General features: G+C 67.9%; 23 protein-coding genes and 1 pseudogene. 9 read left to right on the forward strand and 15 right to left on the reverse strand.

Annotated elements, in window-relative coordinates; genetic code table 11:
* Window positions 1–26 precede the first annotated feature (26 nt).
* Genes hisG through nusB form a run of 3 tightly spaced genes read left to right on the forward strand, consistent with a single transcriptional unit; the run spans window position 27 to window position 2,457 of the window.
* Entirely contained in the window at window positions 27–710 is a 684-nt protein-coding gene (gene hisG / locus F1640_RS05245; RefSeq protein WP_125956671.1) for an ATP phosphoribosyltransferase, read from the forward strand.
* On the forward strand, window positions 710–1,999 hold the full coding sequence (hisD, locus tag F1640_RS05250) for a histidinol dehydrogenase (RefSeq protein ID WP_194918099.1): 1,290 nt from the start codon (window positions 710–712) through the stop codon (window positions 1,997–1,999). Before hisG ends, hisD begins: the two co-directional genes overlap by 1 nt.
* A complete protein-coding gene (gene nusB / locus F1640_RS05255; protein ID WP_124808399.1) occupies window positions 1,996–2,457 on the forward strand; it encodes a transcription antitermination factor NusB in 462 nt (153 codons plus the stop codon). The genes hisD and nusB overlap by 4 nt, the downstream gene beginning before the upstream one ends.
* Before the next feature lie 54 nt (window positions 2,458–2,511).
* On the opposite strand, the gene fghA is transcribed toward nusB, so the two are convergent.
* The 8 genes from fghA to F1640_RS05295 all read right to left on the reverse strand — a co-directional run bounded on the left by fghA (window position 2,512) and on the right by F1640_RS05295 (window position 10,262).
* Window positions 2,512–3,363, reverse strand: a complete 852-nt coding sequence (gene fghA / locus F1640_RS05260; RefSeq protein ID WP_194918101.1) for an S-formylglutathione hydrolase — start codon at window positions 3,361–3,363, stop codon at window positions 2,512–2,514.
* Between the two features lie 4 nt (window positions 3,364–3,367).
* Window positions 3,368–3,739 (reverse strand): VOC family protein, encoded by a 372-nt coding sequence (locus F1640_RS05265; protein WP_124808397.1) that lies wholly within the window; start codon window positions 3,737–3,739, stop codon window positions 3,368–3,370.
* A 102-nt stretch (window positions 3,740–3,841) separates the two neighbouring features.
* Window positions 3,842–5,293 carry a D-alanyl-D-alanine carboxypeptidase/D-alanyl-D-alanine-endopeptidase gene (gene dacB, locus F1640_RS05270; RefSeq protein ID WP_194918103.1) on the reverse strand — a complete coding sequence of 484 codons (1,452 nt, stop codon included), beginning with the start codon at window positions 5,291–5,293 and terminating at the stop codon, window positions 3,842–3,844.
* Window positions 5,294–5,441: 148 nt separating this feature from the next.
* Window positions 5,442–6,977 carry a SulP family inorganic anion transporter gene (locus F1640_RS05275; RefSeq protein WP_124808396.1) on the reverse strand — a complete coding sequence of 512 codons (1,536 nt, stop codon included), beginning with the start codon at window positions 6,975–6,977 and terminating at the stop codon, window positions 5,442–5,444.
* Complete coding sequence (locus F1640_RS05280) at window positions 6,974–7,669, reverse strand: carbonic anhydrase (RefSeq protein WP_124808395.1); 696 nt, start codon at window positions 7,667–7,669, stop codon at window positions 6,974–6,976. Before F1640_RS05280 ends, F1640_RS05275 begins: the two co-directional genes overlap by 4 nt.
* A 126-nt stretch (window positions 7,670–7,795) precedes the next feature.
* Entirely contained in the window at window positions 7,796–9,130 is a 1,335-nt protein-coding gene (locus F1640_RS05285) for an ATP-binding protein (RefSeq protein ID WP_233497838.1), read from the reverse strand.
* The gene (locus F1640_RS05290) at window positions 9,127–9,840 is read right to left on the reverse strand and encodes a response regulator transcription factor (RefSeq protein ID WP_124808394.1); all 714 of its coding nucleotides are present in this window, start codon (window positions 9,838–9,840) and stop codon (window positions 9,127–9,129) included. The genes F1640_RS05285 and F1640_RS05290 overlap by 4 nt, the downstream gene beginning before the upstream one ends.
* 146 nt (window positions 9,841–9,986) lie before the next feature.
* Window positions 9,987–10,262 (reverse strand): hypothetical protein, encoded by a 276-nt coding sequence (locus F1640_RS05295; RefSeq protein ID WP_194918105.1) that lies wholly within the window; start codon window positions 10,260–10,262, stop codon window positions 9,987–9,989.
* A gap of 161 nt (window positions 10,263–10,423) precedes the next feature.
* Here F1640_RS05295 and F1640_RS05300 point away from each other — a divergent pair, with 161 nt between their 5' ends.
* Window positions 10,424–11,383, forward strand: a complete 960-nt coding sequence (locus tag F1640_RS05300) for an alpha/beta fold hydrolase (protein WP_255530269.1) — start codon at window positions 10,424–10,426, stop codon at window positions 11,381–11,383.
* A gap of 6 nt (window positions 11,384–11,389) precedes the next feature.
* Here F1640_RS05300 and F1640_RS05305 read toward each other — a convergent pair whose 3' ends face one another.
* From F1640_RS05305 to F1640_RS05335, 7 genes are all read right to left on the reverse strand, one after another.
* A complete protein-coding gene (locus F1640_RS05305; RefSeq protein ID WP_255530463.1) occupies window positions 11,390–12,988 on the reverse strand; it encodes a sulfotransferase in 1,599 nt (532 codons plus the stop codon).
* Window positions 12,989–13,292: 304 nt separating this feature from the next.
* Entirely contained in the window at window positions 13,293–14,903 is a 1,611-nt protein-coding gene (locus F1640_RS05310) for an NAD(P)/FAD-dependent oxidoreductase (RefSeq protein WP_194918109.1), read from the reverse strand.
* Between the two features lie 139 nt (window positions 14,904–15,042).
* Window positions 15,043–15,678 carry a TetR family transcriptional regulator C-terminal domain-containing protein gene (locus tag F1640_RS05315; protein WP_158454022.1) on the reverse strand — a complete coding sequence of 212 codons (636 nt, stop codon included), beginning with the start codon at window positions 15,676–15,678 and terminating at the stop codon, window positions 15,043–15,045.
* A gap of 46 nt (window positions 15,679–15,724) precedes the next feature.
* Window positions 15,725–16,795 (reverse strand): APC family permease, encoded by a 1,071-nt coding sequence (locus tag F1640_RS05320; protein ID WP_194918111.1) that lies wholly within the window; start codon window positions 16,793–16,795, stop codon window positions 15,725–15,727.
* An 82-nt stretch (window positions 16,796–16,877) separates the two neighbouring features.
* The gene (locus tag F1640_RS05325; protein WP_194917272.1) at window positions 16,878–18,440 is read right to left on the reverse strand and encodes an ISL3 family transposase; all 1,563 of its coding nucleotides are present in this window, start codon (window positions 18,438–18,440) and stop codon (window positions 16,878–16,880) included.
* A gap of 56 nt (window positions 18,441–18,496) precedes the next feature.
* Window positions 18,497–18,847 carry an amino acid permease gene (locus tag F1640_RS05330; RefSeq protein WP_194918113.1) on the reverse strand — a complete coding sequence of 117 codons (351 nt, stop codon included), beginning with the start codon at window positions 18,845–18,847 and terminating at the stop codon, window positions 18,497–18,499.
* On the reverse strand, window positions 18,847–20,460 hold the full coding sequence (locus F1640_RS05335; RefSeq protein ID WP_194918115.1) for an NAD(P)/FAD-dependent oxidoreductase: 1,614 nt from the start codon (window positions 20,458–20,460) through the stop codon (window positions 18,847–18,849). The genes F1640_RS05330 and F1640_RS05335 overlap by 1 nt, the downstream gene beginning before the upstream one ends.
* Window positions 20,461–20,581: 121 nt before the next feature.
* Here F1640_RS05335 and F1640_RS05340 point away from each other — a divergent pair, with 121 nt between their 5' ends.
* The 5 genes and pseudogenes from F1640_RS05340 to F1640_RS25130 form a co-directional block, all read left to right on the forward strand.
* A complete protein-coding gene (locus tag F1640_RS05340; RefSeq protein WP_206694635.1) occupies window positions 20,582–21,730 on the forward strand; it encodes an aromatic ring-hydroxylating dioxygenase subunit alpha in 1,149 nt (382 codons plus the stop codon).
* Window positions 21,727–22,986: a sarcosine oxidase subunit beta family protein gene (locus F1640_RS05345; protein WP_194918116.1), complete on the forward strand. Its 1,260-nt coding sequence runs from the start codon at window positions 21,727–21,729 to the stop codon at window positions 22,984–22,986. Before F1640_RS05340 ends, F1640_RS05345 begins: the two co-directional genes overlap by 4 nt.
* On the forward strand, window positions 22,986–23,267 hold the full coding sequence (locus tag F1640_RS05350) for a sarcosine oxidase subunit delta (RefSeq protein ID WP_124808386.1): 282 nt from the start codon (window positions 22,986–22,988) through the stop codon (window positions 23,265–23,267). The genes F1640_RS05345 and F1640_RS05350 overlap by 1 nt, the downstream gene beginning before the upstream one ends.
* Window positions 23,264–25,117, forward strand: coding sequence for a 2Fe-2S iron-sulfur cluster-binding protein (locus F1640_RS25125; RefSeq protein WP_255530270.1), 1,854 nt, complete (start codon window positions 23,264–23,266; stop codon window positions 25,115–25,117). Before F1640_RS05350 ends, F1640_RS25125 begins: the two co-directional genes overlap by 4 nt.
* Window positions 25,015–25,668, forward strand: a pseudogene (locus F1640_RS25130) (aminomethyltransferase family protein); the annotation flags it as partial. The gene F1640_RS25125 and the pseudogene F1640_RS25130, both read left to right, overlap by 103 nt.
* Between the last annotated feature and the right edge of the window lie 33 nt (window positions 25,669–25,701).

Genomic DNA, 25,701 nt, shown 5'->3' on the forward strand with positions numbered 1-25,701 from the left:
CCCGCTCGCCATATGGGCGGCCGGTTATGACTCCAGCCGCACCGACCGCTTCGCAGCTCGTCTTCGCCCTGCCCAAGGGCCGCATCCTCGATGAAGCGTTGCCCCTGCTCGCGCAAGCCGGGGTGGTGCCCGAGGCGGAGTTCCATGACAAGAACTCCCGCGCGCTGAGCTTCGCGACGAACCAGCCGGACGTGAAGATCATCCGCGTCCGCGCCTTCGACGTGGCGACGTTCGTGGCGCATGGCGCGGCGCAGGCCGGCATCGTCGGGTCCGACGTGATCGATGAGTTCGACTATGCCGATCTTTACGCGCCGGTCGATCTCGACATCGGGCATTGCCGGCTTTCCGTGGCCGAGCCGGTCGCGGTGGACGGGGCGGCGGACGTGGCCCGCGAAAGCCATGCCCGCGTCGCCACCAAGTATCCCAACCTCACGCGGCGGCACTTCGAGAAGCTGGGCGTGCAGGCCGAAGTGGTGAAGCTCAACGGCGCGATGGAGCTGGCGCCCTCGCTGGGGCTGGCCAGCCGCATCGTGGACCTCGTTTCCACCGGCCGCACGCTGAAGGACAACGGCCTTGTCGAAACCAGCCGGATCATGCCGGTTTCGGCGCGGCTGATCGTCAACCGCGCCGCGCTGAAGACCGACAGCGCCCGGCTGGGCGGCCTGATCGATGCGTTTCGCGCGCTGGTGGCGGAAAGGAAGGCGGCCTGATGCTCCGGCTCAAGTCCAGCGATCCCGATTTCGGCAGGGCCTTCACCCGGCTGGTCAAGGACCGGCGCGAAAGCGACGAGAACGTCGCGCGCGACGTGCAGACGATCATCGAGGACGTGCGCCTGCGCGGCGATGCGGCGCTGGCCGAATATACCGAGCGGTTCGACAACCACCTGCCCGGCGATGACGACTGGCGCATCGCGCCCGAGGCGTGCCGCGACGCGTTCGAGACGCTGGCGCCAGACTTGCGCGCCGCGCTGGAACTGGCCGCCCAGCGCATCCGCACCTACCACGAGGCACAACGGCCGCAGGATCGCGACTACGTCGATGATGCCGGCATCCGGCTCGGCGCGAAGTGGCGGGCGGTAGATGGCGCGGGGCTTTACGTGCCGGGCGGCCGCGCCGCCTATCCATCGTCCCTGCTGATGAACGCCATTCCCGCCAAGGTCGCGGGCGTGGAGCGGCTAGTCATCGCCACGCCCACCCCCAAGGGCGAGATCAATCCGCTGGTGCTGGCCGCCGCGCACCTTGCCGGGGTGGACGAGGTCTGGCGCGTGGGCGGCGCGCAGGCCATCGCCGCGCTGGCCTATGGCACCGCGCGCATCCGGCCCGTGGACGTCATCACCGGCCCCGGCAATGCCTGGGTGGCCGAAGCCAAGCGTCAGCTCTACGGCGTGGTCGGGATCGACATGGTGGCCGGCCCATCCGAAATCCTCGTGATCGCCGACGCGAAGAATGATCCGCAGTGGATCGCCGCCGATCTGCTCAGCCAGGCCGAGCACGACCCTGCCGCGCAATCGATCCTGATTACCGACGATGCGAAGTTCGCCGACATGGTGGCCGACATGGTGGGGGTGGAGATCGCCATGCTGCCCAAGGCCAAGGTCGCCAAGGCCAGCTGGGACGCGCACGGCGTTATCATCGTCGTCGATTCGCTGGACGAGGCCCCCGCCCTCGCCAATCGCCTTGCCGCCGAACACGTCGAGATCGCGACTGACGATCCCGAAGCGCTGTTCGCCCAGATTCGCCATGCCGGCTCCGTCTTCCTCGGACGTAACACGCCCGAGGCCATCGGCGATTACGTCGCCGGCCCCAACCATGTCCTGCCCACCGGGCGCCGCGCGCGCTTCTCGTCGGGCCTTTCTGTTCTGGATTTCATGAAACGCACCAGCTTCATTGCGGTGAGTGACGCCGGTCTCGATGCCGTCGGCCACGCCGCCATTCAACTTGCCAACGCCGAAGGGCTGACCGCCCATGCCCGCTCGATCGAACTGAGGCTCGGCATATGACCGTCCGCAACGGCCGCGCGCCGGGCCAGGCCCGTTCCGCCGCTCGCCTGGCGGCGGTGCAGGCGCTCTATCAGCTTGAGATGGAAAAGCCCGAGCTGCGGCTGCTGCTGGACGAATTCCACCAGCACCGGCTGGGCGCGGAGATCGAGGACGTCGAGTATCTCGCTGCCGACGTGAGCTTTTTCGACGATATCGTGAAGGGCGTGGACGCCCGCCGCGACGAGATCGACGGCCTGCTCACCGCGCGTCTCGCACAGGGCTGGTCGCTCTCGCGGCTGGATCGCACGATGCACCAGGTGCTGCGCGCCGGCACCTACGAGCTGCTGGCCCGGCGCGACGTGAACGTCGGCACGGTCATCACCGAATACGTCGATGTCGCCCACGCCTTTTTCGAGGAGCGCGAGGCGAAGTTCGTCAACGGCCTGCTCGATGCCGTGGCGAAAGACGTGCGCCAATAGGCCCGGATGGCCCTGTCCTCCTCCCGTTACGGAAGGGGGACAGGATAGCGCGACCTAAAGCCGTTCCGCGTGCCAGCGCACGTGGTCTTCCATGAAGGTGGAAATGAAGTTGTAGCTGTGGTCGTAGCCTGGCTGCATCCGCAGCGTGAGCGCCACGTCCGCCGCCTTGCAGGCCGCCTCGAACAGTTCGGGCCGAAGCTGTTCGGCGAGGAACTGGTCCGCACCGCCCTGATCAACGAGAATGTCGCCCGCCGGACGCCTGCCGTCCTCGACCAGCGCGGTCGCATCGTGCGCGCGCCACGCGGCCCTGTCCTCACCCAGATAGCCGCCCAGCGCCTTGTGGCCCCACGGCACTTGCCCCGGCGCGACAATCGGCGCGAAGGCCGACAGCGACTTGAACTTGTCCGGATAGGTCAGGCCCAGCGTCAGCGCCCCATGGCCGCCCATCGAATGCCCGGTAATGCCCATGCGATCGAGATCGACAGGGAAGTTCGCCGCCAGCAGCGCCGGCAGCTCCTCGGCGACGTAATCCCACATCCGGTAATGCGGCGCGAACGGCGCCTGCGTGGCGTTGACGTAGAAGCCCGCACCCAGCCCGAAATCATAAGCGCCCGCGGGATCGTCGGCCACGCCCTCGCCACGCGGCGAGGTATCGGGTGCAACGAAGACGATGCCGCGTTCGGCGCAGGCCTTGCGGTATTCGCCCTTGTCGGTGACGTTCGCATGCGTGCAGGTCAGCCCCGAAAGGTAGATCAACACCGGCAGCTTGGCGCCCGCCACTGCTTCTGCCTGCGGGGGCAGGAAGACCGAAAAGGTCATTCCCGTCCCCGTCGCGGTCGAAGCGTGCGCATAGACACCCAGCGTGCCGCCGTGCGCCTTGCTCGTCGAAACCGTCTCAAGCGTCATCCGGTCAGCCCAGAACGTGCAGCGCGCACAGCTTGTTGCCGTCCGGATCGCGCAGATAGGCGAGGTAGTACGGGCTGCCTTCGCGCGGTCCCGGCGGGTCTTCGCACGCCGTGCCGCCATTGGCCACGCCAGCGGCATGCCATGCATTCGCCTGGTCCGGCGTCATCCCGAAACCGACGGTCCCGCCGTTGGCGAAGCAGGCAGGCTTCCCATCGATCGGAAGGGTCAGGATGAAGATGCCCCCGTTGTGCTGGTAGATGAGCCGGCCCTTGGGGTCGGTCACGCCTTCCGGCCCGCCGAACGCGGCGAACGTGGCGTCGTAGAACTTCTTGGAGCGGGCAATGTCATTGCTGCCCAACATCACGTGCGTGAACATGCGTATCTCTCCCTTCGCGATAGCCGGAAACGCTTAGAGGGCGTCGGCTCCCGAGGGTCAAGTGCTCTCTTGCGCCCGTCAGTTCAGGCATCAGTTCAGGCGTCAGTTCTGGGCCGCGATCAGTTGCACGGCGCGGTCCAGCGCGGGCAAGGCGGATACGCCATCGGGCACGTCGTTGGCATAGATCGAGAAGATCAGTTCCTGCCCGCTCGCCGCCCGAAGAAAGCCTGAAAGCGCGTTGCTGGCGTTGAGGGAACCGGTCTTGGCGAAGATCGCGCCCTGCAGCGGCGTTGCGGCGAAACGGTTCTTCAGGGTGCCATCCACGCCGCCCACCGGCAGCGTCGCGCGCCACGCCGCGCCCCAGGGCTGGCCGGCGGCCCAGCGCAACGTCAGCAGCGTCGCGCGCGGGCTGGCGCGGTTGTAGGTCGACATGCCCGAGCCATCGAAAAAGTCGTAGCCGGCGCGCGGCACCTCGGCCTGCGCCAGCACGCCGCGCAGCGCGGCAAGTCCATCGGCCACCGACCCGCTTCCCGATAGCCTGCCGATCCGCCGCAGCAACAGTTCGGCGTGGAGGTTCTGGCTGTCCTTGTTGATCCGCATCACGTCGGCGGCAAGCGCCGGCGGGGAAAGGCGTGCCAGGAACACGGGTTCCGGCGCCGCGGGCACAGGCCGGGTGCCTCGCTGGCGGGGATCGTCAAGCGGCGTGGCCGGGCGATGGCGCACGCGGACGGCGCCGGTCACTTTCACGCCGCGCGCTTCCAGCAGGGCACGCAACCGGCTGGCGGCATAGTGCGCGGGATCGTCGATCCCGACGCGATAGCGCCAGGACACGCCCGCCGGGATCGTGCCAACCAGCCGCAATTCGTCTCCGTTCGGCGCGCGGTCGAAGGCCAGCGCCCGCGTACCTCCTTCCAGAGTCACGGCTTCGTTGCGCAGGCGATAATAGGGCAGCGTCGCCTGCGGCGTCTGCCCGCCGGCCGCGCCCTGGACCACCAGTTCCAGCGCGTTGTCGTCCAGCGAGAGCGCGGAGATACCGGTGCCGGATTCGGTCACCTGGTTGTTCCAGCTCATGCCGCTGCTCCAGCGCTCGTCCGGGAACCAGCGATCGTCGCCGATCACGTCGCGGACCTTGCGCGTCCGCGCGGCGACCGCATCGGCCAACGTGGCGAGGCAATCCTCCGCACAATCGGGCGCGGAAGACAGGCGGGCATCGCCGTGTCCATAGAGCGCCACGTCGCCGCCCGCTTCCAGCGCCACCGCCGCGCCACCTTGCGCATCCGGCGCGTCGATGCCCGGCAGCAGGGCATAGGCCGCGATCGTGGTGAACAGCTTGGTGTTGGATGCGGGGATGAAACGCGCGTCCGGGTTGATCGCCACGATCTCGCGCCCATCCGCCGTCGTGACCAGCAGGCCGAAGCGCGTGCCGGCGGGCGCGGTGGCGAGAACCTGCTCCACCTGATCTTGCAAGCTGGCGGCCTGCGCGGCCGGGGGCGCGGCGAAAGCGGCGGGAACCGGGATAGCGGCGCAGGCCAGCGCGAGGACAAGACACGGCATGCGCGGGATCATCCGGCAATGATGCCGCGCGACCTGCCACTTGTCGATGACCTTGAATGCAGCGCGGCACGCGCGGCTGGAACAGACAAAAAAGACGGGGCGCGTTCTCCCGGAACACGCCCCGCAAGCAACTGCCACCACGGGGATTTCAGGCGGCGGCAGCGATAAGGCGGCGGATGTCCTCCGAACCTTCGACATGAACCGGCGCGCCGGTCTTGCGCCGACGGGCAAGCCATTCGCTCATCGTTTCGGCGGTCGTGTGGTCCATGCCCTTCAGGCCATCGAGGTCGAGCCGGACCGGACGGTTGGCCGGCAGGCGCTCCAGCGCGCCCGTCAGCTTGGTCAGGCTCAGGAACGTGGCCGTGCCTTCCAGCGCGACATGCGATTCATGCTCGTCGTGGCTCTCGTCCACCTTGAGCTTGAGGTTGCGGCGATAGGGCACCAGTTCGAGCAGCGACATGGCGAGGCCAACCAGAACACCCGTCAGCAGGTCGGTCGCGACCACGAGCACGAAGGTGACGACCCAGATCGCCGCCGGCAGCAGGCCGTGCGCATGGAACAGGTGGCGCACATGATCGAGGCTCACCAGCTTCCAGCCGGTCACCACCAGCACCGCGCCCAGCGCCGCCATCGGCACCTCGCGCAGCAGCCAGGGCAGCAGCGCCACGAAGCCGAGAATCCAGATGCCGTGCAAGACGGTGGACATCCGGGTCTTCGCGCCGGCCTGCACGTTGGCGGAACTGCGGACGATCACACCGGTCATCGGCAGCGCACCGAACACGCCGCACAGGAAGTTGCCCACGCCCTGCGCGCGCAGTTCCTTGTTGTAATCGGTGCGCACGCCATCGTGCATCCGGTCGACCGCCGCCGCCGACAGCAGCGTTTCCGCGCTGGCGATGAAGGCGATGGCCACCGCGGTGACAATCAGGCCGGGATTGGCCAGCACGCCGAAGACGCCGGTATCGGGCAAGGCGAACGCCGCCGCGATCGATTCCGGCACCTGGATGCGCGCCACGTCCAGCTGGAAGAAGTAGGCGACCAGCGTGGCCGTGACCACGCCCAGCAGCGCCGCCGGCACCAGATTGAGCGAAGCCGGACGCAGCTTTTCCCAGGCGATCATCACGCCGATGGTGAGCAGGCCGATCATCAGCGCGAATTCGGTGGCGCGCAGGCTCCACGGTTCAAGGCCCAGGACGCGGCCGGGAATGGCAGCCAGGTTCTCCATGCCGTTGGACAGCGGCTTGGCGTCGAACAGGATGTGGAACTGCCCGACCACGATCAGCGCGCCGATCCCGGCGAGCATCCCGTGGACCACCGCCGGCGAAATGGCGCGGAACAACCCGCCCATGCGCACGACGCCCGCCAGGAACTGGACCAGACCCGCGATCACCAGCACCGGCCCCAGCGCGGACATGCCGTAATCGCGCACGAATTCGAACACGATCACGGCAAGGCCCGCCGCCGGGCCACTTACCTGCAGGGGCGACCCCGCCAGCATACCCACGACGATGCCGCCGATGATCCCGGTCACCAGTCCCTTTTCGGGCGGCACGCCGGATGCGATCGCGATGCCCATGCACAGGGGCATCGCGACCAGGAACACGACGATCGACGCGGTGAAATCGCGCGCGATGTGCGCGAACGGCCCCCGCCCCACCGTCTGGCTTTCCGCCATCTGGCTCATTCGGCAGCCTCCGCCAGCGGGCCTTCGGCAGAAATGCGGCGCGCGGCCGGCAGGGCGACGGGAAGCGGCTGATCCTCGCGCATCGGCACGAACTGGCCGGTCACGCCGTCCAGCCCCAGCACCTGGCCCGCGTGGATGTCCACGAACCAGCCGTGGAGCGCCATTTCGCCCCGCGCGATCGCGGCGGCGACCGACGGGTGGGTGCGCAAGTGATTGATCTGCGCGATCACGTTCTCAAGACTCAGCGCGCGCACCCGCTCCGTCCCGTGAAGGTGCGGCGAGCCGGTGCTGACAATGTGCTCCGCGGCCGCGCCGTGGCGCAACCAGGCCGCGACGTTGGGCATCCCGTCGAGCATCGAGGGATCGGAGAGCGCCTTCATCGCGCCGCAGTCCGAATGGCCGCAGACGATGATGTCGCTGACGCCCAGCGCGGCCACGGCATATTCGACGGTCGAGGAAACGCCGCCGTTCATCGTCGCGAACGGGGGAACGATGTTGCCGGCATTGCGGCACACGAACAGTTCGCCCGGTTCCGCCTGGAGAATATGCTCCGGCACGATGCGCGAATCCGCGCAGGAAATCATCAGGGCCTTGGGCGACTGGCCGTGATGCGCCAGCTTGTGGAACAGTTCGCCCTTGTCGGGGAACACGGTCTTTTCGAAACTGAAGACCCGGCCGATAAGCTCGTTCACGGTCAACTCCTGCAAAACAGAGGATGCCCGGCTCTTTGCACTCCGGGCTTGTCCCCAAGCTAAGCGGGTGGTTTTTCCGTTGTTCCGCAGGACTGTAAGAAATTGTTGCTCCGCAGCAACGGCGGCTCAATCGGGCACGCGTGGCAGACGGATGGTCGCGCGAAGGCCGCCTTGCGGGGCATTGCGCAAATGCAGCCGGCCGTTTTCGGACCGAATTGCGCGGTGGACGATGGGCAAGCCCAACCCCATCCCTGGCGTATCGCGCGAACGGGCGTTATCCAGGCGCACGAAGGGCTGGAGCACTTCTTCCAGTTGATCGTCCGGAATGCCGGGGCCATCATCGGCCACCTCGATCTCGATAAGATCGCCCCGGTCGCGCACCGCGACGCGGACGTTGCCGCCATAGTGCAGCGCGTTCTCGATCAGGTTGGAAACGGAACGGCGCACGGCCACCGGGCGCGCCACCATGTCCAGACTGTCCGGCCCGGCATAGACCGCATCCGCGCCCCGGTCCGATGCGGCATCGACCAGTGTCTGCACCATGGCCGCCACATCGATGCGCTGCTGCGCGGTGCGATCGTCCCCCGATTCCACGAAGACCTGCAACGACGCGAGCAGATCGCGCATCTCGTCGATATCGCGGCTCATTTCCTGATGGGCCGCCGGATCGATCCCGGCATTGTCCAGCCGCAATTGCAACCGCGCCAGCGGCGTGCGCAGATCGTGGCCGATCGCCAGCAGGGTCTGCGATCCACGCGCCAGCAGCTCGTGGATGCGCAATTGCATGGCGTTGAACGCGTGGATCAGCTCGCGCACTTCGGCCGGGCCGGTCTCGGGCAACGACTGCGGCTGCGCCGAGCCGACCCGGCGCGTTGCCTGCACCAGCGTGGCCAGCGGCCGCAGCGTGGTGCGGAACAGGAACCAGGCCAGCAACGCCAGCAAGGCCGTGGGCAGCACCGTCTGCCCCACCCGCCCCAGGTTGAGTGTCCAGGCGGATCGGCTGAACGTGCGGAAGGTGAGGTAGGAGCGGTCGGACAGCGTCATCGAACCGCCGATGTCCCCTTGCCCGCGCAAGGGCAGCAGGTGCATCCGCAGATCAACCTTGCCCAGGTCCGGTTCGAACGCCAGCACCTGCGCGCGCAGGCGGGTCAGGCTGACCGTGGTCGGCAGCGTGTCGGGCTGGGCGGACCAGCGGACGCTGAACCGCTCGGTGCTCAGTTCGCGCGCCACAACGCTGCGGTTGGCCGGCTCGGTCCGTTCGATCACGCGATAGGCGATGGTCAGGTGCTCTGCCATGCGCGCGGCATCATCCTCGCGCAGCGCGAAATCGTTGGCGCGATCGAGCACGATCGAATTGGCCACGAAATCGATCGTCGCCACCAGCAGCAGAATCGCGAGCAGCCGGCCGGGCAATCCCATGCCGCCTCCAAACTTCTGCAGGAAGCGGCGAAAACCGTTCAAGCGCGCTCCACCTCGGCGCTCAGCATATAGCCGATGCCCCGCACGGTCACGATCGGCGCCTGCCCGCCGGCGGCGGACAGCTTGCGGCGAAGGCGGCTGACCAGCACGTCCACGCTGCGGTCGGAGCTATCGGCCAGGCGCGTGCGCGACAGTTCGATCAAGCGCTCCCGCCCGATCACGCGCTGCGGCTGGCCGAGGAAAGCCGCAAGCAGATCGAACTCCGCGCCGGTGAGGTCGACGATTGCGCCCGAGGGCGAGCGCAGTTCGCGCCGGGCGACCGAGAGCGTCCAGCCCAGGAAGCGGATCTCGCTGGACCGTGGCTCCGCCGCGTCATCCGTGGGGGCGCCATGGCGGCGCAGCACCGCGCCGATCCGCGCGATCAGTTCACGCGTGCCGAAGGGCTTGGCCAGGTAATCGTCCGCGCCCAGTTCCAGCCCCAGCACGCGATCCTCTTCGCTGCCCCGCGCGCTGACGAATATGACCGGCACTTCGCTGGTCTTGCGCAGGCGGCGCAGCAAATCGATGCCGCTGGTGCCCGGCAACATGATGTCCAGCACCACGAGGTCAGCCGGCTCGTTTTCCAGCAGCACCCACATTTCGGCGCCGGTCGCGGCGGCGCGGACATGGTAGCCATGTTCGCGCAACGCGCGCGACGTCAACGTGCGCAAGGGCGCATCGTCCTCAACCAGTACGATCGAAGGGGCGGTCATCGGAAGGTATCAACACTCTTCATTGCCGGGGACAATAGGGATTGCGGGTCCGCGCCGCAATCATCGCCGTGCGCCAGTTATAGCGGCAGCTGTGCAGCCATGTTCCCGCGTCGCGCCGCAGCGCGGGCGGGAACATGGTGCAAACGTCAGTGCGCTGCGTGCCCGGCCGGCACATTTGCGGCCAGACGGCGGGCATCAAGATCGCGCGCGCGATGCGCGGCGCAGGCCACGTCCTTGCCGGGAAGCGGATTGCACACCCGCGTCACCGTGGGCGTCGCGTCGGCGACGCGCTTGGCGGAAGGCGCCGCAGCAGGCGCACCGCAGACTATCGCGCGCCCTCCGGCCTGCGCCGCGCAGCCCGGCTGGGCCGAAGGCGAGGAAACAGCGGCGGAGGCCATGGCAACCAGAGTCATAACGATCATCTCAAAACTCCCGAAATACTGATGATTCCGGGCTAACGCATGCGCCATTTCCTGATCCGCTCGCGAATGTGAGGAAGTATTGCTGCCGACACAAAGGCGCGTGAAATCGCACCTGCACCGCCTGTTTCGGGGCTTTCACCATTTCGCTTGCGCTGGAACACATGGCCGATAGGCTGCTTGCCATGGCCTCGCTCGTCACCGCTTCGCTCGCCACCGCTGCCGCCGTCGTTGGCGGTCTGGTCGGCTGGACCGCTTTCAGCAGCGCACGCGTTTCGCGAATGATTCCGCGGGCGGGAAAAATCGCGGAAGTGGAAGGCGCGCGCCTCCATTACGTCGAACGCGGAACCGGGCGGCCGATCGTGCTGATCCACGGTCTGGGCGGACAGTTGCACAATTTCACGCATTCGCTGGTCTCGCGGCTGGAGAGCGATTTCCGCGTCATCGCGATCGACCGACCGGGCTACGGCTATTCCGAATACAGCGATGACGGACTTCCGACCCTGCAAAGGCAGGCGCGCATCGTCGCCAGCTTCATCCGCACGCTAGGCCTCGAAAAGCCGCTGGTGGTCGGGCATTCGCTGGGCGGCGCGCTTGCCCTGCAACTGGCACAGGAGTTCCCCGATCTGATCTCGGGCCTCGTGCTGATATGCCCGCTGACCCAGCCCATCAGCGAGGTGCCGGACGTGTTCAAGGGCCTCGTCATCCCCTCGCCCGTCGCCCGCAGGATCGTGTCGTGGACGCTGGCGGTGCCGATCGGTCAGCTTCGCGGCGAACAGACATTGGCCGCCGTTTTCGCGCCGGAGACGCCGCCCGCGGATTTCGTCACGGCAGGCGGCGGCGCGCTCGGCCTGCGTCCGTCGGCGGTGTGGAGCACCTCCAGCGAGGCGAGCGGCGTTGGCGACGAGATGGCCGCGCTCGCCGCGCGCTATTCCGAAACACGCACGCCCACGGGAATCCTCTTCGCGCAACAGGACGCGATTCTCGATCCCACGCTGCATGGCGAACGCACGGCCGCGGCGCTGCCCGACGCCACGTTGCGGCTGATCCCCGGCGGCCACATGATCCCGGTCACCGCGCCAGACGCCGTCGCCGCGTTCATCCGCGAACGCGCGGCGGTCTGACCTTTTTCACATCGGGTAGGGATAACGCTCCAGCACAGGCCCCAACGCGTCCCTGAGCGGCCCGAGCCAGGCTTCGTAATGGCGGTGCTGGTCCAGCCCCTCGCGGAAGATCGGCCGGCGCACCTGTTCGGAACTGGCCGTACGCACCGCGCGCGCGTTTTCGTGAAAGCGCAGGCACGCCGGCTCGAACGGCAGCCCCACATGATCGAGCACGCGGCGCACCTCGCCCTCGGTATCGGCGACCATCGCTTCGTAGTGAACGCGGTGAACCCGGCCCGGCAGCACCGCGTCGACATGGTCCATCAGCGCGACGTAATCGGCGTAATAGCGACCCATTTCGGCGAGGTCGTAGGAGAACGCCTGGCCGCTCGCGAAGTGCTGCTTGAAGTTGGAAAAGCAGCAGGCAATCGGATGGCGGCGCGCATCGATGATCGTGGCATTGGGCAGGATCAGGTGGATCAGCGGCACGTGCAGCCAGTTGTTGGGCATCTTGTCGATGAACAATGGCCGCCCAGTCCGGCGATGGACACGGGTACGTTCGAGGTATTCGGCCCCCATCGCCGCCAGACGCGCGGGATCGAGCGCGAGCAGGCCGGCAGGATAATCGTCGCGATCCGCGCCGGCATGATTGCCGGCAATGGCGCGGATGTCCGGCAGTTCCTGCGTGCCTTCGACAGTGGAATGCGATGACAGGATCTGCTCGATCAGCGTCGATCCCGCGCGTGGCATGCCCAGCACGAATATCGGATCGCGCGCCGGATCGCCCTGCCCCGACCGCGCGGCGAACACATCGGGCGTCAGCATCGCGCGCATCCGCTCCACGCGCCGCGTCGCCGGCACGTGCTCGATCGCGCTGCGGCGCAGGCGGTTGCCCTCGGCATAGTGCGCGAAAGAGGGTTCGTAGGCGCGGGCATCTTCCTGCGCCTTGCCCAGCGCGAAATGCAGATGGAAGCGATCCTCGGCCGATAGGTCGTCGCGCGCGAGCGCGGCTTCCATCGCGGCGATATCCTCGGCCCCGAAGCGCACGGTCTTGAGGTTGGCCAGGCTCCACCACGCCTCGCCCAGCCGGGGTTCCAGATCGATCGCCCGGCGATAGGCGGCCACGCTGTCGTCCTGCCGGCCCACCGTCTTCAGGCTGTGCCCATAGCTGGTCCAGATGCGCGGCTGGTCCGGGCGAGCCGCCAGAACATCCTCGAACAGATCGACGGCCGCGTCCGTCTCTCCGATCATGGTCAGCGCGGCGGCCTTGAGGTTGCCGTAGGCGGGGTGCCCCGGCTCGGCTTCCAGCAAACGTTCGATCTGCTCCAGCGCCTGCGCGAAACGCTGCTGGCGATAGTGGACAAGCGCAAGGTTGAAGCGCGCTGGAGCGAACGTGGGGGCGATCTCCAGCGCATGTTCCAGAAGCGTGCGCGCATCGTCGTAGCGGCCGATCCGCCCCGCCACTTCGGCCAGCATCCGCAGCGCCGCTATATCGCGGTCATCCTCGCGCAAGTGCGCCTTGAGCAGGCGTTCGGCGATGGGGATGTCATTGGCGACCAGCGCCTGCGCCGCCTGCTGGAGACGGGGATGGTGGACCGAGGCGCGCAGTTCCGCCGCCTGCGCCATGCCCACGCCCGCGAAATCCCCGGCCTGCGCCAGTTGCGCCGCCAACAGACGCCAAACATCGGGCCTCAGCGGGTCTTTCGACAACGCTTGCCGCAGCGCCGCGATCGAGGGACCGACCTTCCCCTGCGCCGCCAGCGCCTCGCCCAGCACGGCCAGCGTCGCCGCGTGGCCCGGCACGACACGCAGGATTTCGGCTGCCTGGCGCGCGGCCAGCGACGGCGCGCGGCCGAGAAGCTCCCGGGCGTGGGCCAGGGCCTCCTCGACCGAGGGCGTCGTCGGCGCCGCGCTCACGCCGGCCGATGCCTCATGCCGCGCGGGTCAGGCGCCGCCACAGGCTTTTCTCGCCGAGAATCTCGCGCGCGGCGTTGTGGCCGGGCGCACCGGTCACCCCGCCGCCGGGATGGGTGCCGGCACCGCACAGGTACAGGCCCTTGAGCGGCCCGCGATAGGCGCCGTTGCCCAGGAACGGGCGGGCCGACCACAGCTGATCGAGCGACATGTTGCCGTGCATGATGTCCCCACCCGTCAGGCCGAACTTGCGTTCGAGATCGAGCGGCGAATGAATCTGCCGCGCGATGACCGATGCCTTGAAGCCCGGCGCCCAGCGTTCGACCGTATCGATGATAAGGTCCGCCGCTTGCTCGCGCGCGTCGTCCCAGCTGCGGCCATCGGGCAGTTCGGGAGCGAATTGCTGGCAAAACAGGCTGGCGACATGCTGCCCCGGAGGCGCGAGACTGTCGTCCACGGTCGAGGGGATCAGCATTTCGACGATCGGCTCGCGCGCCATGCCGGTCAGCTTGGCGTCGATATAGGCGCGGTCCATGTAATCCAGCGTCGGCGCGATGATGATGCCCGACTGGTGGTGCTCGCCCGGTTCCGGCAGGCAGGCGAAGCGCGGCAATTCCGACAGCGCCACGTTCATCCGGAAGGTGCCCGAACCGACCTTGAAGCCCTTCACGCGGCGGCGGAACTCGGGCTCGAGATCCTCGGACGCGATCAACTGGTCATAGAGCAGGCGCGGGCCGACGTTGGAGACCACAGCGCCGCCCATCACTTCGGCGCCGCCTTCCAGCTTCACGCCCACCGCACGGCCGTTGTCGACCAGCACGCGCGCCACCGGCGCTTCCAGCGTGATCTCGACGCCGGCTGCCTCGCACGCCGCGCGCATCGCCTGCGTGATCGCGCCCATGCCGCCGATGGCGTGGCCCCAGGCCCCCTTCTTGCCGTTCACCTCGCCGAAGACGTGGTGCAGCAGGACATAGGCGGAACCGGGCGTATCCGGGCTGGCGAAGTTGCCGACCACCGCGTCGAAGCCGAACGCGGCCTTGACCGCTTCGCTTTCGAACCAGGAATCGAGGAACGTCCGCGCGGACTTGGTGAACAGGTCCAGCACGTCGCGCTGCTGCGACAGGCTGAGCTTGGCCAAACCACGGCCCTGCCGTGCCGCGGAAATCAGGGTGTGCAACCCCTCGCCCATATTGGGCGGCGATTTCAGGGCCAGATCGCGCAGCACGTCGGCCACGGTATCCAGCGCCTCGTAATAGCCCGGCAGGGCATCGGCATCGTGCTTGGAAAAGCGGCGGAATTCGGCCTGGGTGCGCTCCAGCCCACCACCCAGCTTCAGGTAGCCGCCATCGGGCTGGGGCAGGAAGTTGGAAATCGGCCGCTCCACGATGCGCAGGCCGCGTTCGGCCAGCCGCATGTCGGCAATGACCTTGGGCTGCAGCAGGCTGACGGTGTAGCTCGCCACCGAATTGCGGAAGCCGGGATGGAACTCCTCGGTCACGGCCGCGCCGCCCACGATCGGGCGGCGTTCCAGCACGCGCACCGATTTGCCCGCACGGGCCAGATAGTAGGCGCAAACAAGGCCATTGTGGCCGCCGCCGATGATTACGGCGTCATACTGCTTGGTCATAGTGCGGCTCCATAAGCGAGGCCCCATACCACATCAGGGCCTGCGTTCCCCAACAGCGGCGCGCCGGCTATTCCGACGCGCCCCGCATCTTGTTGTACATTCGTACAACAACGTTTCCGGCAACGCAAGCAGGCATCTTTCACGCGCAAAAAAGGCGTTTGGCCGTCACCTCGCACAGCGCGATGCAGCGATCTTTGGGGGTGCGCTCCTCCGACAGATAGAATTCGATCCACAGGCCATCGAGCACGGCCGAAAGGACCGCGATCGAATCGACGATGGGCACGGCCTGTCCGGCCCCCGGCAATTGTCGGACGATTCGCTCCATCAGCGCGCGCTGGCGGGCGTTGAAGCGGGCGCTGACGATGGCGAAGTCCTCGCGCCCGCGCGCGAGTTGCCAGAACGCCATCCACGCGCCGATCACGTCCGCGCTGGCCCATTCCTTAGAGAAAGCGGCCTGAAAAAAGCGCGAGAGCGCGGCCCACGGGGTCGTCCCGATCTCCCCCACCTGTTCCTCCAGATGGGTGATAAGCTGATCGCACAGCAGTTCGTACGTCTCGAACAGGAGATTGTCGGGCTTCTGGAAATAGTGCCGCAGCAAGCCGTGCGAGACGCCCGCCTGCCGGCAGATTTCGCGCCCGGTCGCGCCGCGCGGACCCAGCCGCGCAAGGCAGCTTACGGTAATCGCCAACAGGTCCTGCCGCCGCACGGTGGGTGGCTGACGCTTGGCGCGCGGCTTGCGCGGCGGACGTTCGGCAATGGCGGCGGCTTCGGTCATTCTGGTCCCCGGACGGCGGAGGCTGGATACCCCCGGCACGATCGCTTCAGGAGATAGGCGCATCGACCGCATCGGGGAAGCCTTCCGCACGGCGGGCGCTGCGCTTGCCGAGGCCGTAGATCAGCGCGCCCGTGCCCAGCAGAACCGCCGTCATGCCCGCGATCTTGATCACCGCCAGCAGCTTGTCGGGCTCGTCCGGCGCCGGAAAGGCGGCCAGCACCAGCGCGACAAGCGTGGTGGCAAGGCCGATGGAGGCCACCGCGATCGAGGTCACCTTGCCGCCGGGCAGGCGCGTCACCTCGGGGCCGGCCGGCTCGCGCTGCAGCCGGATCACCGACAGGAACACGCCCATGAACGGCAGGAACGCGGCGATGATGCCCATGCTAACCAGCACGTCGTATGCGCCCTTCACGCCCGTTCCCGCTTGCCCCAGGATGCAGAACACCGCCCCCAGCCCTCCTTGCAGCAGCAGCGCCACGTAAGGCGTGCCCCAGCGCGGGTGAACCCGGGCGAAGACGGGGGGCAGCATCCGGTCGATGCCCACCGCGAAGGGAATGCGCGCGCAGGCGGAAAGGAAGCCGCTGGCCGCGCCCAGATTGCCGATGGTAATGAGCAGTGCCAGCGGCACGACAATCCAGCCCACGCCCAGCCGCTCCGCTCCTGCCGCGCCAGCCTGCACCAGCCCTTGCAGGCTGCTGACCTGCCCCGCCGGCATCAGCACCAGCACCGCGACGGTGCCGAGAATATAGCAGCCGACGATCACCAGCCCGGCGATCGGCAGCGCGCGCGGGATCGTGCGGCGCGGGTCCTTGATCTCGCCGCTCATGAACGAGGCGGTTTCCGCGCCCGAGAGGGCGAAGGCAATCGCCGCCCAGAAGATCATGTGCTGCACATCGAACGTCGGCACCAGCGAGGCAGCGGGAAACGACGTCACCGGGCCGAAGCGCCAGCCCACCACTGCGGCGAGGCCGATCACCATCAGCACCGGCAGCCACATGCCGATCGCCCCCATGTTGTGCAGCCACTTGCCGAATTTCAGGCCCACGATGTTGAGCCAGGTGATGAAGGCCAGCGCGATCAGCGAGAAGCCGACGAAGAACAGGGGGCTGTTGTGCAAGTGCAGCAGCCGGTTCCCGCCGATATAGAGCGCGTTGCCGGCATCGAAATAGGGGTCTGACTCAAATTCCGTGCAATCCAGGTCACGCTGGCGCCATAACTCTGGCTTTGAGAAGGTCGATTTTGGCGCGCCCGTACATCTGGCGCTTGATGGCCTTGAGGCGGTTGACTTTGCCCTCGACTTGACCGCTGGACCACGGCGTCGAGATCGCGGCGGCAACGGCGTCCTTGTCGGCTTCGACGCCGGCAGCGAACCCAGCAAGCTTGGTCTCGGCCGCCATGGCGATCCAAGGATCGAGCCGGGCCTTGTCCTTTGAGCGCATCATGGCGTGGAAGCAATCGAGAGCCTCGCGTGCGCTGATTAGCGCTGGCACGGCCTTTTCGATCACCGCGTTTATCAGGGCGGTCTGCGCTGATCCGGTGTCGCGCTCGGTGGTCATGCTGCGCGCGATGGTCCGTGCACTCAGCCCCGCACCGCCGGTGTGGCCAAGTTTTTCGTCGCGACGACGACGGGTCGCCCATTCGCTGACTACGCGCAGCGAACCGCCAAAACCGGAAGCCTTCAGCCGCCGCCACAGTTCAGCCCCAATCCGGCAGCCTGCATTCCACTCCGCCTCGAGGGTCAGCGACCAGACATCGAGCGAACTCTGGCGCGTGCGGAAGGTGTCGTGACGCTGGCCGCGCAGGACCTTGCGGATGGTCTTGCGCGACACGCCGGTCGTGCGTGCCATGACCCTGATCGGCACGCCTTGCCCGGCCAGATCGATAATCTGGCGGTTGAGGGCCTCGCGCAATTGGTAGCCATCCCACTGGATGCGCTCGGCACGGGTCAGGGTCGCCGGATCGACCGGCCCCGTCGGCGCCAGCGCGCGCCGCAAACATGGCATTTCCGAACGCACTGCCGCCAGAAATGCTGCCGAGGCGTTCTCGAACAGGTGCCAGCGGTCGGCCACCTGCTGTGCCTGCGGCGCCGCCTCGCTTGCGGCCGCACCATAACCCGGACCACGGTCGCGACAGATGATTTCGACTTGCGGGTTCTGGCGCAGCCAGGCGATGACCGTGTCGCGCTGACGATCGGGAAGCAGGTCGATCACCTCGCGTCGTTCGAGATCGACCACGATGCTCCCGTAGCTGTGGCCGCGGCGCCAAGCGAAGTCGTCGATGCCAACCACCCGCGCAGGTGGCGGCGGCACGGAGGCAGGATCGCTGCGTCTCAGAACTCGAAGCATCGTGTCGCGCGACCAAGGCGCCGACAGACGCGCCATCATGCGCGAGCCCGGCCTACCACCCAGCGCGACCGCCACCGCGCGCACTAGCGCGTCGCAACGACCCACCCTGCGGCCATATCGCCGGCCAACCGGCGGCGCCAGCGGCTCGCTGAACGTGCGCCTTGGACAAAGGGTATGCGTGCACCGAAACCGTCGAACCGACAGTCTCAGCCTGACGATGCTGCCGCTGACCGGCAAATCCGAAAGCATGCGGTCATATCGACTGTGGAGAGACGTCGATGGCATCGCGCAATCCGGGCAATCCGCTCCCACGGCCGCCAATCGGCCCGACATCTCGACGATTCCGTCGATCACAGTCCGGCTTTCCACGATTAATCCCGGTAACTGCAGGCTACTGTCCCATGCTTTCGAGGCCATCGACGTGTGCTCCTTGCTGACCCCCAATCCAGTTGGCCGCACACAGCGCAGAAATGTCAAATCTGCACGGAATTTGAGTCAGACCCGAAATAGAACACGCTGGGGAAGTAGGGCAGGTTCGAGGTGAAGTAGCTCCAGCCCGCCATAAAGCCGGCGAACGGACCGAACGCCTGCCGGGTCCAGACATAGAGCCCGCCTTCCTGCGGATAGCGCGAGGAAAGCTCCACCACCGCCATGACCAGCGGGAAATAGAAGCCCAGCAACGCGCCCAGCCACACCACGATGGAGCTTGGCCCCATCGCCGCCGCCGTTGCGATCCAGCGCAGGCTGACGCCGGTAACGATATAGAACAGCGCGAGGTCCGCGACACCCATCACCTTGGGCGGGTTGTGCGCGCCGCCCGCCATCAGCGTTGGCGCCGCCGCTTGCGGTCCCGCAGGACCTGCATCGCCGCGTTGTGCCCCGGCGCCCCGGTCACCCCGCCGCCGGGATGCGCGCCGGCCCCGCAGAGGTAGAGCCCTTCCACCGGCGTGCGGTATTGCGACCAGCGCGGCACCGGGCGCATCGAGAAGAGCGCGCCGGGATGCAGATCGCCGTGGAAGATGTTGCCTTCGGTCAGGCCATAGGTCCGCTCGAGGTCAAGCGGGGTGAGCACGGTGCGGCCGATGATCTTCTCGGGCAGATCGGGCATGTGCCGCGTGATCTGCCGGATGATCGAATCCGCAAAGGCCTCGCGATGATCGTCCCACGTCCCTTCGCGCAGCTTGTAGGGCACGAACTGGATGAAGCAGGTCATCATGTGGTGGCCCGGCGGGCACAGGCTGTCGTCGACCAGACTGGGGATCACGCAATCGATCCACAGGTGTTCGGGAATGTCGCCGAAGCGGGCGATGTCGGCGCAGCGCTGCGCGCCTTCCAGCGTCGGCGCGATCGACAGCAGCGACCGTTCCAGCGGCGAGGCATCGGGGGCGCGGCCGATCACGGTCGGCTCCCCCGAAAGCGCCAGGTTGAGCTTGGCCGCCGGGCCGCCCATCTTGATCGCGGCAATGTCGGCGCGGAAATCCGCCGGCAGGTGTGCGGCATCGACCAGGCCCAGGAACGTGCGCTTGGGATCGGCGTTCGACAGCACCACATCGGCCCGGAAGGAGCGGCCGTCCGCCAGTGTGACTCCAGTCGCGCGGCCCTGTTCGACGTCGATCCGGGTGACCGGCGCATCGGTCAGGATGTCCGCGCCGAAGCCGCGCGCCGCCGCCGCGATGGCGCCGGTGATCGCGCCCATGCCGCCCATCACGTGCCCGTTGAAGCCCTGCACGCTATGATCGCCGCCCGACAGCAGGTGGAACAGCATCCCCACGGCCGAACCCGGCTCGTAAGGGCCGCCGTGCTTGCCATAGACGCTGTTGGCAAGGATCATCCGCTTGGTCTCCTCCGCCTCGAAATGGCGGTCGAGGAAATCGCCGAGCGATCCGGTGAGGAAAGTGACCATCTCCCCCATCTCGACGCCGTTGATCTTGCGGAAGCGCCGGGCCAGACGCAAGCCTTCGCGCAGCTTGTCGAGCCCCTTGGCCGCCAGATCCGGCGGCGGTTCGAGAAAGAACGGTTGAAGATAGGCGGCCAATGCCTTGAGTTTGCGGTCAACTTCCAGAAACGCCGCGCCGTCGCTGGCAGAAAAGCGGGCGATTTCCCGCGCCGTGCGTTCGGGGTCGGCCCACCAGCGGATGATCTGCCCATCGCCCAGCGGCACCGTCAGGATCGGATCGCAAGCGACCATGCGCAGGCCATGCGATCCCAGATCGAGATCGCGGATGACCGTGGGCATCAGCATCGAGGCGATGTAGGAGGTGAACGACACGCGGTGACCGGGAATCACCTCCTCGGTCACGCAAGCGCCGCCGACGATCGGCCGCCGTTCCACCACCAGCACCGACCGCCCGGCTCGCGCGAGATAGGCGGCCGCCGTCAGTCCGTTATGGCCGCCGCCCACGACGATGGCATCGTATATCCGGTCCTGCGTGGCCATGTGCGTTGCGCCCCTTGGTGCGTTGCGTCGGCACCCTTCCCGCGATGCCATCGACACATGGCTTGCCCGAAAGAATTTTATGAGGCAAGTGTCTAATAACGACAGCGGGGAATCGACGATCATGAGCCAGCCGCAGGGGGACGCCACGATGGAACGCTCGCTCGACAGCGCCGCCTATCTCACGCCCGAAGCCTTCGCGCTCGACAAGGAGACGATCTTCGCGCGTGAATGGTTCTGCGCCGCGCGCGAGGAAGACCTGCCCGAAGCCGGATCGCACCTGGTGCTGGACGTGGCGGGCGAGAACATCCTGCTGGTGCGCGGGCGCGACGGCGCGCTCCACGCGCATTACAACGTCTGCCGGCATCGCGGCGCGCGGCTGTGCGATGCGGGGAACGATGCGCGCTGGGGCGTGACGCTCGACGCCGGGGTGATCGCGCGCAACATGATCCGCTGCCCCTATCACGGCTGGTCCTATGGGCTGGACGGCCGGCTGCTGGCCGCACCGCATCTTCAGGACGCGCCCGGCTTCAACAAGGCGGACTACGCGCTCTATCCCGTGGGCGTCGCCACCTGGGGCGGCTTCGTGTTCGTGAACCTGAAGCCGGACACCGCGCCCGATTTCGCGGCCGGCGTTGCCACCGCATCGCGCCGGCTGGCCAACTATCCGCTGGCGGACCTGCACACCGGCCACACCATCCGCTACGAGGTGGCCGCGAACTGGAAGATCGTGCTCGAAAACTATAACGAGTGCTACCATTGCCCGGCCGTCCACCCCGAACTGTGCGACGTGGTGCCGGCGTTCCGCGAACGCGGCGGCATCGATCTGGACTGGGAAGCGGGCATCCCGCACCGCCCGGGCGCGGTCACCTATACCGCCAGCGGCACCACCACGCGCGCGCCCTTCCCCGGCCTTTCGGAAGAGGAGAAGGTCCGCCACAAGGGGGAACTGCTCTACCCCAACGTGATGCTCAGCGTGTCGATGGACCACGCCGCCGCCTTCTTGCTCTGGCCCGTCGCCGCCGATCGGACCGTGATCGAATGCCGCTTCCTGTTCCATCCCGACGAGATGGCGCGTGCCGGTTTCGATCCCTCCGACGCAGTCGATTTCTGGGATCTGGTCAACCGGCAGGATTGGGCGGTGTGTGAGCGCGTCCAGTCCGGCATTGCCGCCGGGGTCCACACGCACGGCTACTATTCGCCGATCGAGGACTACAGCCTCGACATCCGCCGCTATGTCGCCGATCGCCAGGGCGGGCACCGGCCCGGATGAAAGGCCGCTATTCGGCCCTCGCGATCGCGCGCCACGCGCTGACCGGCAACCGGCACTGGCCGGAAGCCTGGCGCTCGCCCGAACCGCGCGCGGCCTATGACGTGGTGATCGTGGGCGGCGGTGGCCATGGGCTGGCTACCGCCTATTACCTTGCCAAGCAGCACGGCATCACCAACGTGGCCGTGCTGGAAGCGGGTTGGATCGGCGGCGGCAATACCGGCCGCAACACCACGATCGTCCGTTCGGATTACTACTATCCCGAAAGCGCGGCATTCTTCGACCATTCCGTCAGCCTCTACGAAGGCCTTTCGCGCGAGCTGAACTTCAACATCATGTTCAGCCAGCGCGGGCAGCTGGTGGTCGCCCACAGCCGGCACGAACTGGATTTCCAGCGCCGGCTGGTCAACGCCATGGCCCTGAACGGCGTGGACATGCGGATGCTCTCGCGCGAGGAATGCTATGCGCGCTGCCCGATCCTCAACACCCGCACCGATGCGCGCTATCCGATCCTGGGCGGAATGTGGCAGGGCCGCGCGGGCACCGTGCGGCATGACGCGGTGGTCTGGGGCTATGCCCGCGCCGCCGACCGGCTGGGCGTCGACATCATCCAGCAGTGCGCGGTCACCGGCATCCGCCGCGATCCCGCCAGCGGCGCGGTGACCGGCGTGGAAACCACGCGCGGCCTGATCGGCGCGGGGCGCGTGGGGGTGGCGGTCGCCGGGCATTCGAGCGTACTGGCCGACATGGCGGGCTTCCGCCTGCCGCTGCGCAGCTATGCCCTGCAGGCCTTCGTGTCGGAGCCGTTGAAGCCGGTGCTGCATACCATCGCCTCGTCCAACGTGCTGGGGGTCTATGTTAGCCAGTCCGACAAGGGCGGGCTGGTGATCGGCGGCAACGCCGATGCCTATGCCTCCTATGCCCAGCGCGGCAACCTGCCGACGATGGAAGCGGCGCTGGCCTCGCTGATCGAGCTGATCCCGTCGTTCAGCCGCGTGCGGCTGCTGCGCCAATGGGCCGGCATCGTCGATTACGCCTATGACAGTTCGCCGGTGCTGGGCAAAAGCCCGGTGCCGGGCCTGTTCCTGAACAGCGGCTGGGGCGGTGGCGGGTTCAAGGCCATTCCCGCAAGCGGCGAGACGTTCGCCCACACCGTCGCTACCGGCGATCCGCACCCGTTGATCCGCGCCTTCTCGCTCGACCGCTTCCGCGATCTCGCGCTTGTCGACGAAGCCGCCGCCGCCGGGATCGCCCACTGATGCTACGGATCGATTGCCCATGGTGCGGTCCGCGCGACGAGGACGAGTTCGTCAACGGTGGTGATGCCCATATCGACCGGCCCGAACCGCCCGAGCAGGTCTCGCCCGAGGACTGGGCGGCATACCTGTTCTTCCACACCAACCCCAAGGGCGTGCTGGCCGAACGCTGGGTCCACAGCTTCGGTTGCCGGCGCTGGTTCCACGCGCTGCGCGATACGGTGAGCCACCGCATTCTCGCCACCTATCGCCCCGATGCGCCCCGGCCGGACGGCGTGGCATGAGCGGGTTCCGGCTTCCCCGGGGCGGCGACGGGATCGACCGTAGCCAGCCGCTGACCTTCCGTTACAACGGGCGCACGCTGCAGGGCTTTGCCGGCGATACGCTGGCCTCGGCGCTGCTGGCAAACGGCGTGTCCATTGTCGGGCGCGGCTTCAAGTACCACCGCCCGCGCGGCGTGATCGGCACGGGCTTTGCCGAAACCAACGCGCTGGTGCAGCTGGGCGAAGGCGCGGCGCTGACGCCCAACGTGCCGGCCACGCTGGTCCCGCTGCGCGAAGGGCTGGTGGCGTCCAGCCCCACCGGCTGGCCCTCTACGCGCTTCGACCTGGGCCGGCTCAACGACCGGCTGGCCGCGCTGCTGAGCGCGGGCTTCTACTACAAGACCTTCATCTGGCCGAACTGGCACTGGTTCGAACCGTTCATCCGCCGCGCGGCCGGCTTCGGCACCGCCCCGGCGCTGCCCGACCCGGACCGCTACGAAGCCCGCGAACGCCACGTCGACGTGCTGGTTATCGGCGGCGGGCCGGCGGGCCTCGCGGCCGCCGAAGCGGCCCATGCGGCGGGCGCCAAGGTCCTGCTGGTGGAAGCCGACACGCGCCTGTCCGGCCCCTTGCCGCCGGGCGTGGAGGCCCTCACCCGCACCACCGCGCTCGGCTATTACGACGCCAACTTCGTGACCGCCGTGGAAGAGATCGACGCCGGCGCTTTGCGGCAGCGGCTGTGGAAGCTGCGCGCCGCGCAGGTGGTGATCGCGACCGGCGCATTCGAGCGGCCCATGCTGTTCGCCAACAACGATCTTCCCGGCGTGATGATGGCGAGTGCGGTACAGACGTATATCGCGCGCTATGGCGTGGCGCCGGGCAAGGCCGTGCTGTTCGCGACCGCCGAGGACGCCGCCTATGCGGCGGCTTTCGCCGCGCAGGAGGCTGGCCTTGCCGTCCGGGCGATCGTCGATCTGCGTCCCGCGCCGCCGCTGGCAGAGCAGGCGCGCGCGCGCGCGATACCCGTCCATGCCGGCAGCCACGTGCGCGCCGCCCGGGGATGGTCCCGCGTGCGTGGCGCGGTGATCGATGGGCCGGACGGAGCACAGCGGATCGGCTGCGACCTGATCGCCGTTTCGGGCGGATGGTCGCCCGCCGTCCAGCTGTTCAGCCAGTCCGGCGGCCGCACGCGCCACGATCCCGCGCTAGGCGGCTTCGTGTCCGACAAGGCCGCGCAACCCACGCACGTCTGCGGCCTTGCTGCCGGCCTGCGCGACCTTGACGAAGCGGTGGCCAGCGGACGCGCCGCCGGGCTTGCCGCCGCGCGGGGAGACGCGCCCGCCGCCCCCCTTCCCCTCGCCGGCCCGCCCGCGCCGTCCTTGCCGCCGGGCGACAACTCCAAGCGCGTGTTCGTGGACCTGCAGACCGACGTGACGCTGGCCGATCTCGAACAGGCCACGCGCGAGAACTATCGCTCGGTCGAACACGTCAAGCGTTACACCGTGTGGGGCATGGGCGTGGACCAGGGGCGGCTCAGCAGCACCAACGGCGTTGCCGCGCTGGCGCAGTTGCGTGGCGACGATCCGGCGGCGCTCGGCACCACGAAATACCGCCCGCCCTTCGCCCCGGTCGCCATCGCCGCGCTGGCCGCCGACCGCCCCAACGGCGCGCTGTTCCGCCCGTGGCAGCATCTGCCGGCGCACGACTGGCACGTCGATCGGGGGCGGCGTTCGAGGACTTCGGCCATCTGCGCCCGTCGCACTACCCCCTTGCCGGCGAGAGCATGGAGGCGGCGGCCCACCGCGAAGCGTTGGCCGTGCGCGGCAACGTGGGCGTCATGGACAGTTCCTCGTTCGGCAAGATCGAGCTGAAAGGACCGGAGGCCGGCCGCTTCCTCGACCTGATCTCGCTCGGCCGCCCCAGCACGATTCCGGTCGGGCGCGCGCGCTACAACCTGCTGTGCGACGAGCTCGGCGTGCTGCTCGACGATGGCGTGATCGCCCGCCTGGCCGACGATCACTTCCTGCTCAACGCCAGCAGCGGCCATGCCGCGCGCGTGCGCGGCTGGATCGAGGACTGGCACCAGTGCCAGTGGCCGCTCGATCTGGTGACGCGCGACGCGACCGAGGAATGGGCGGTGCTGACCGTCGCGGGGCCGAAGGCGCGCGACGTGGTGCTCGCGGCGGGCTGCGCCCTTCCCCCGGCCTCGGCCGATTTCCCGCACCTGTCCGTCGCCGAAACCTCGCTCGATGGCCACCGTGTCCGCATCCAGCGGGTCAGCTTCACCGGCGAACTCAGCTACGAGATCGCGATCGCCGCGCCACAGGCCGGAATGCTGGCCGACCGTCTGTGGGAAGCCGGGCAGGCGTTCGGCATGGTGCCGTTCGGTCTGGAGGCGCTCGACATCCTGCGCATCGAAAAGGGCTTCATCCACGTCGGCACGGATACCGACGGC

This window comes from Novosphingobium sp. NBM11 (assembly GCF_015390225.1).
GTDB lineage: Bacteria > Pseudomonadota > Alphaproteobacteria > Sphingomonadales > Sphingomonadaceae > Novosphingobium.

What these genes read in the sequence shown, in the direction of transcription:
- hisG (WP_125956671.1), top strand. Translation starts at nt 27, where the DNA reads ATGACTCCAGCCGCACCGACCGCTTCGCAGCTCGTCTTCGCCCTGCCC.
- hisD (WP_194918099.1), top strand. Translation starts at nt 710, where the DNA reads ATGCTCCGGCTCAAGTCCAGCGATCCCGATTTCGGCAGGGCCTTCACC.
- nusB (WP_124808399.1), top strand. Translation starts at nt 1,996, where the DNA reads ATGACCGTCCGCAACGGCCGCGCGCCGGGCCAGGCCCGTTCCGCCGCT.
- fghA (WP_194918101.1), bottom strand. Translation starts at nt 3,363, where the DNA reads ATGACGCTTGAGACGGTTTCGACGAGCAAGGCGCACGGCGGCACGCTG.
- F1640_RS05265 (WP_124808397.1), bottom strand. Translation starts at nt 3,739, where the DNA reads ATGTTCACGCACGTGATGTTGGGCAGCAATGACATTGCCCGCTCCAAG.
- dacB (WP_194918103.1), bottom strand. Translation starts at nt 5,293, where the DNA reads ATGCCGTGTCTTGTCCTCGCGCTGGCCTGCGCCGCTATCCCGGTTCCC.
- F1640_RS05275 (WP_124808396.1), bottom strand. Translation starts at nt 6,977, where the DNA reads ATGAGCCAGATGGCGGAAAGCCAGACGGTGGGGCGGGGGCCGTTCGCG.
- F1640_RS05290 (WP_124808394.1), bottom strand. Translation starts at nt 9,840, where the DNA reads ATGACCGCCCCTTCGATCGTACTGGTTGAGGACGATGCGCCCTTGCGC.
- F1640_RS05295 (WP_194918105.1), bottom strand. Translation starts at nt 10,262, where the DNA reads ATGATCGTTATGACTCTGGTTGCCATGGCCTCCGCCGCTGTTTCCTCG.
- F1640_RS05300 (WP_255530269.1), top strand. Translation starts at nt 10,424, where the DNA reads ATGGCCGATAGGCTGCTTGCCATGGCCTCGCTCGTCACCGCTTCGCTC.
- F1640_RS05305 (WP_255530463.1), bottom strand. Translation starts at nt 12,988, where the DNA reads ATGGCGCAGGCGGCGGAACTGCGCGCCTCGGTCCACCATCCCCGTCTC.
- F1640_RS05310 (WP_194918109.1), bottom strand. Translation starts at nt 14,903, where the DNA reads ATGACCAAGCAGTATGACGCCGTAATCATCGGCGGCGGCCACAATGGC.
- F1640_RS05315 (WP_158454022.1), bottom strand. Translation starts at nt 15,678, where the DNA reads ATGACCGAAGCCGCCGCCATTGCCGAACGTCCGCCGCGCAAGCCGCGC.
- F1640_RS05325 (WP_194917272.1), bottom strand. Translation starts at nt 18,440, where the DNA reads ATGGCCTCGAAAGCATGGGACAGTAGCCTGCAGTTACCGGGATTAATC.
- F1640_RS05330 (WP_194918113.1), bottom strand. Translation starts at nt 18,847, where the DNA reads ATGGCGGGCGGCGCGCACAACCCGCCCAAGGTGATGGGTGTCGCGGAC.
- F1640_RS05335 (WP_194918115.1), bottom strand. Translation starts at nt 20,460, where the DNA reads ATGGCCACGCAGGACCGGATATACGATGCCATCGTCGTGGGCGGCGGC.
- F1640_RS05340 (WP_206694635.1), top strand. Translation starts at nt 20,582, where the DNA reads ATGAGCCAGCCGCAGGGGGACGCCACGATGGAACGCTCGCTCGACAGC.
- F1640_RS05345 (WP_194918116.1), top strand. Translation starts at nt 21,727, where the DNA reads ATGAAAGGCCGCTATTCGGCCCTCGCGATCGCGCGCCACGCGCTGACC.
- F1640_RS05350 (WP_124808386.1), top strand. Translation starts at nt 22,986, where the DNA reads ATGCTACGGATCGATTGCCCATGGTGCGGTCCGCGCGACGAGGACGAG.
- F1640_RS25125 (WP_255530270.1), top strand. Translation starts at nt 23,264, where the DNA reads ATGAGCGGGTTCCGGCTTCCCCGGGGCGGCGACGGGATCGACCGTAGC.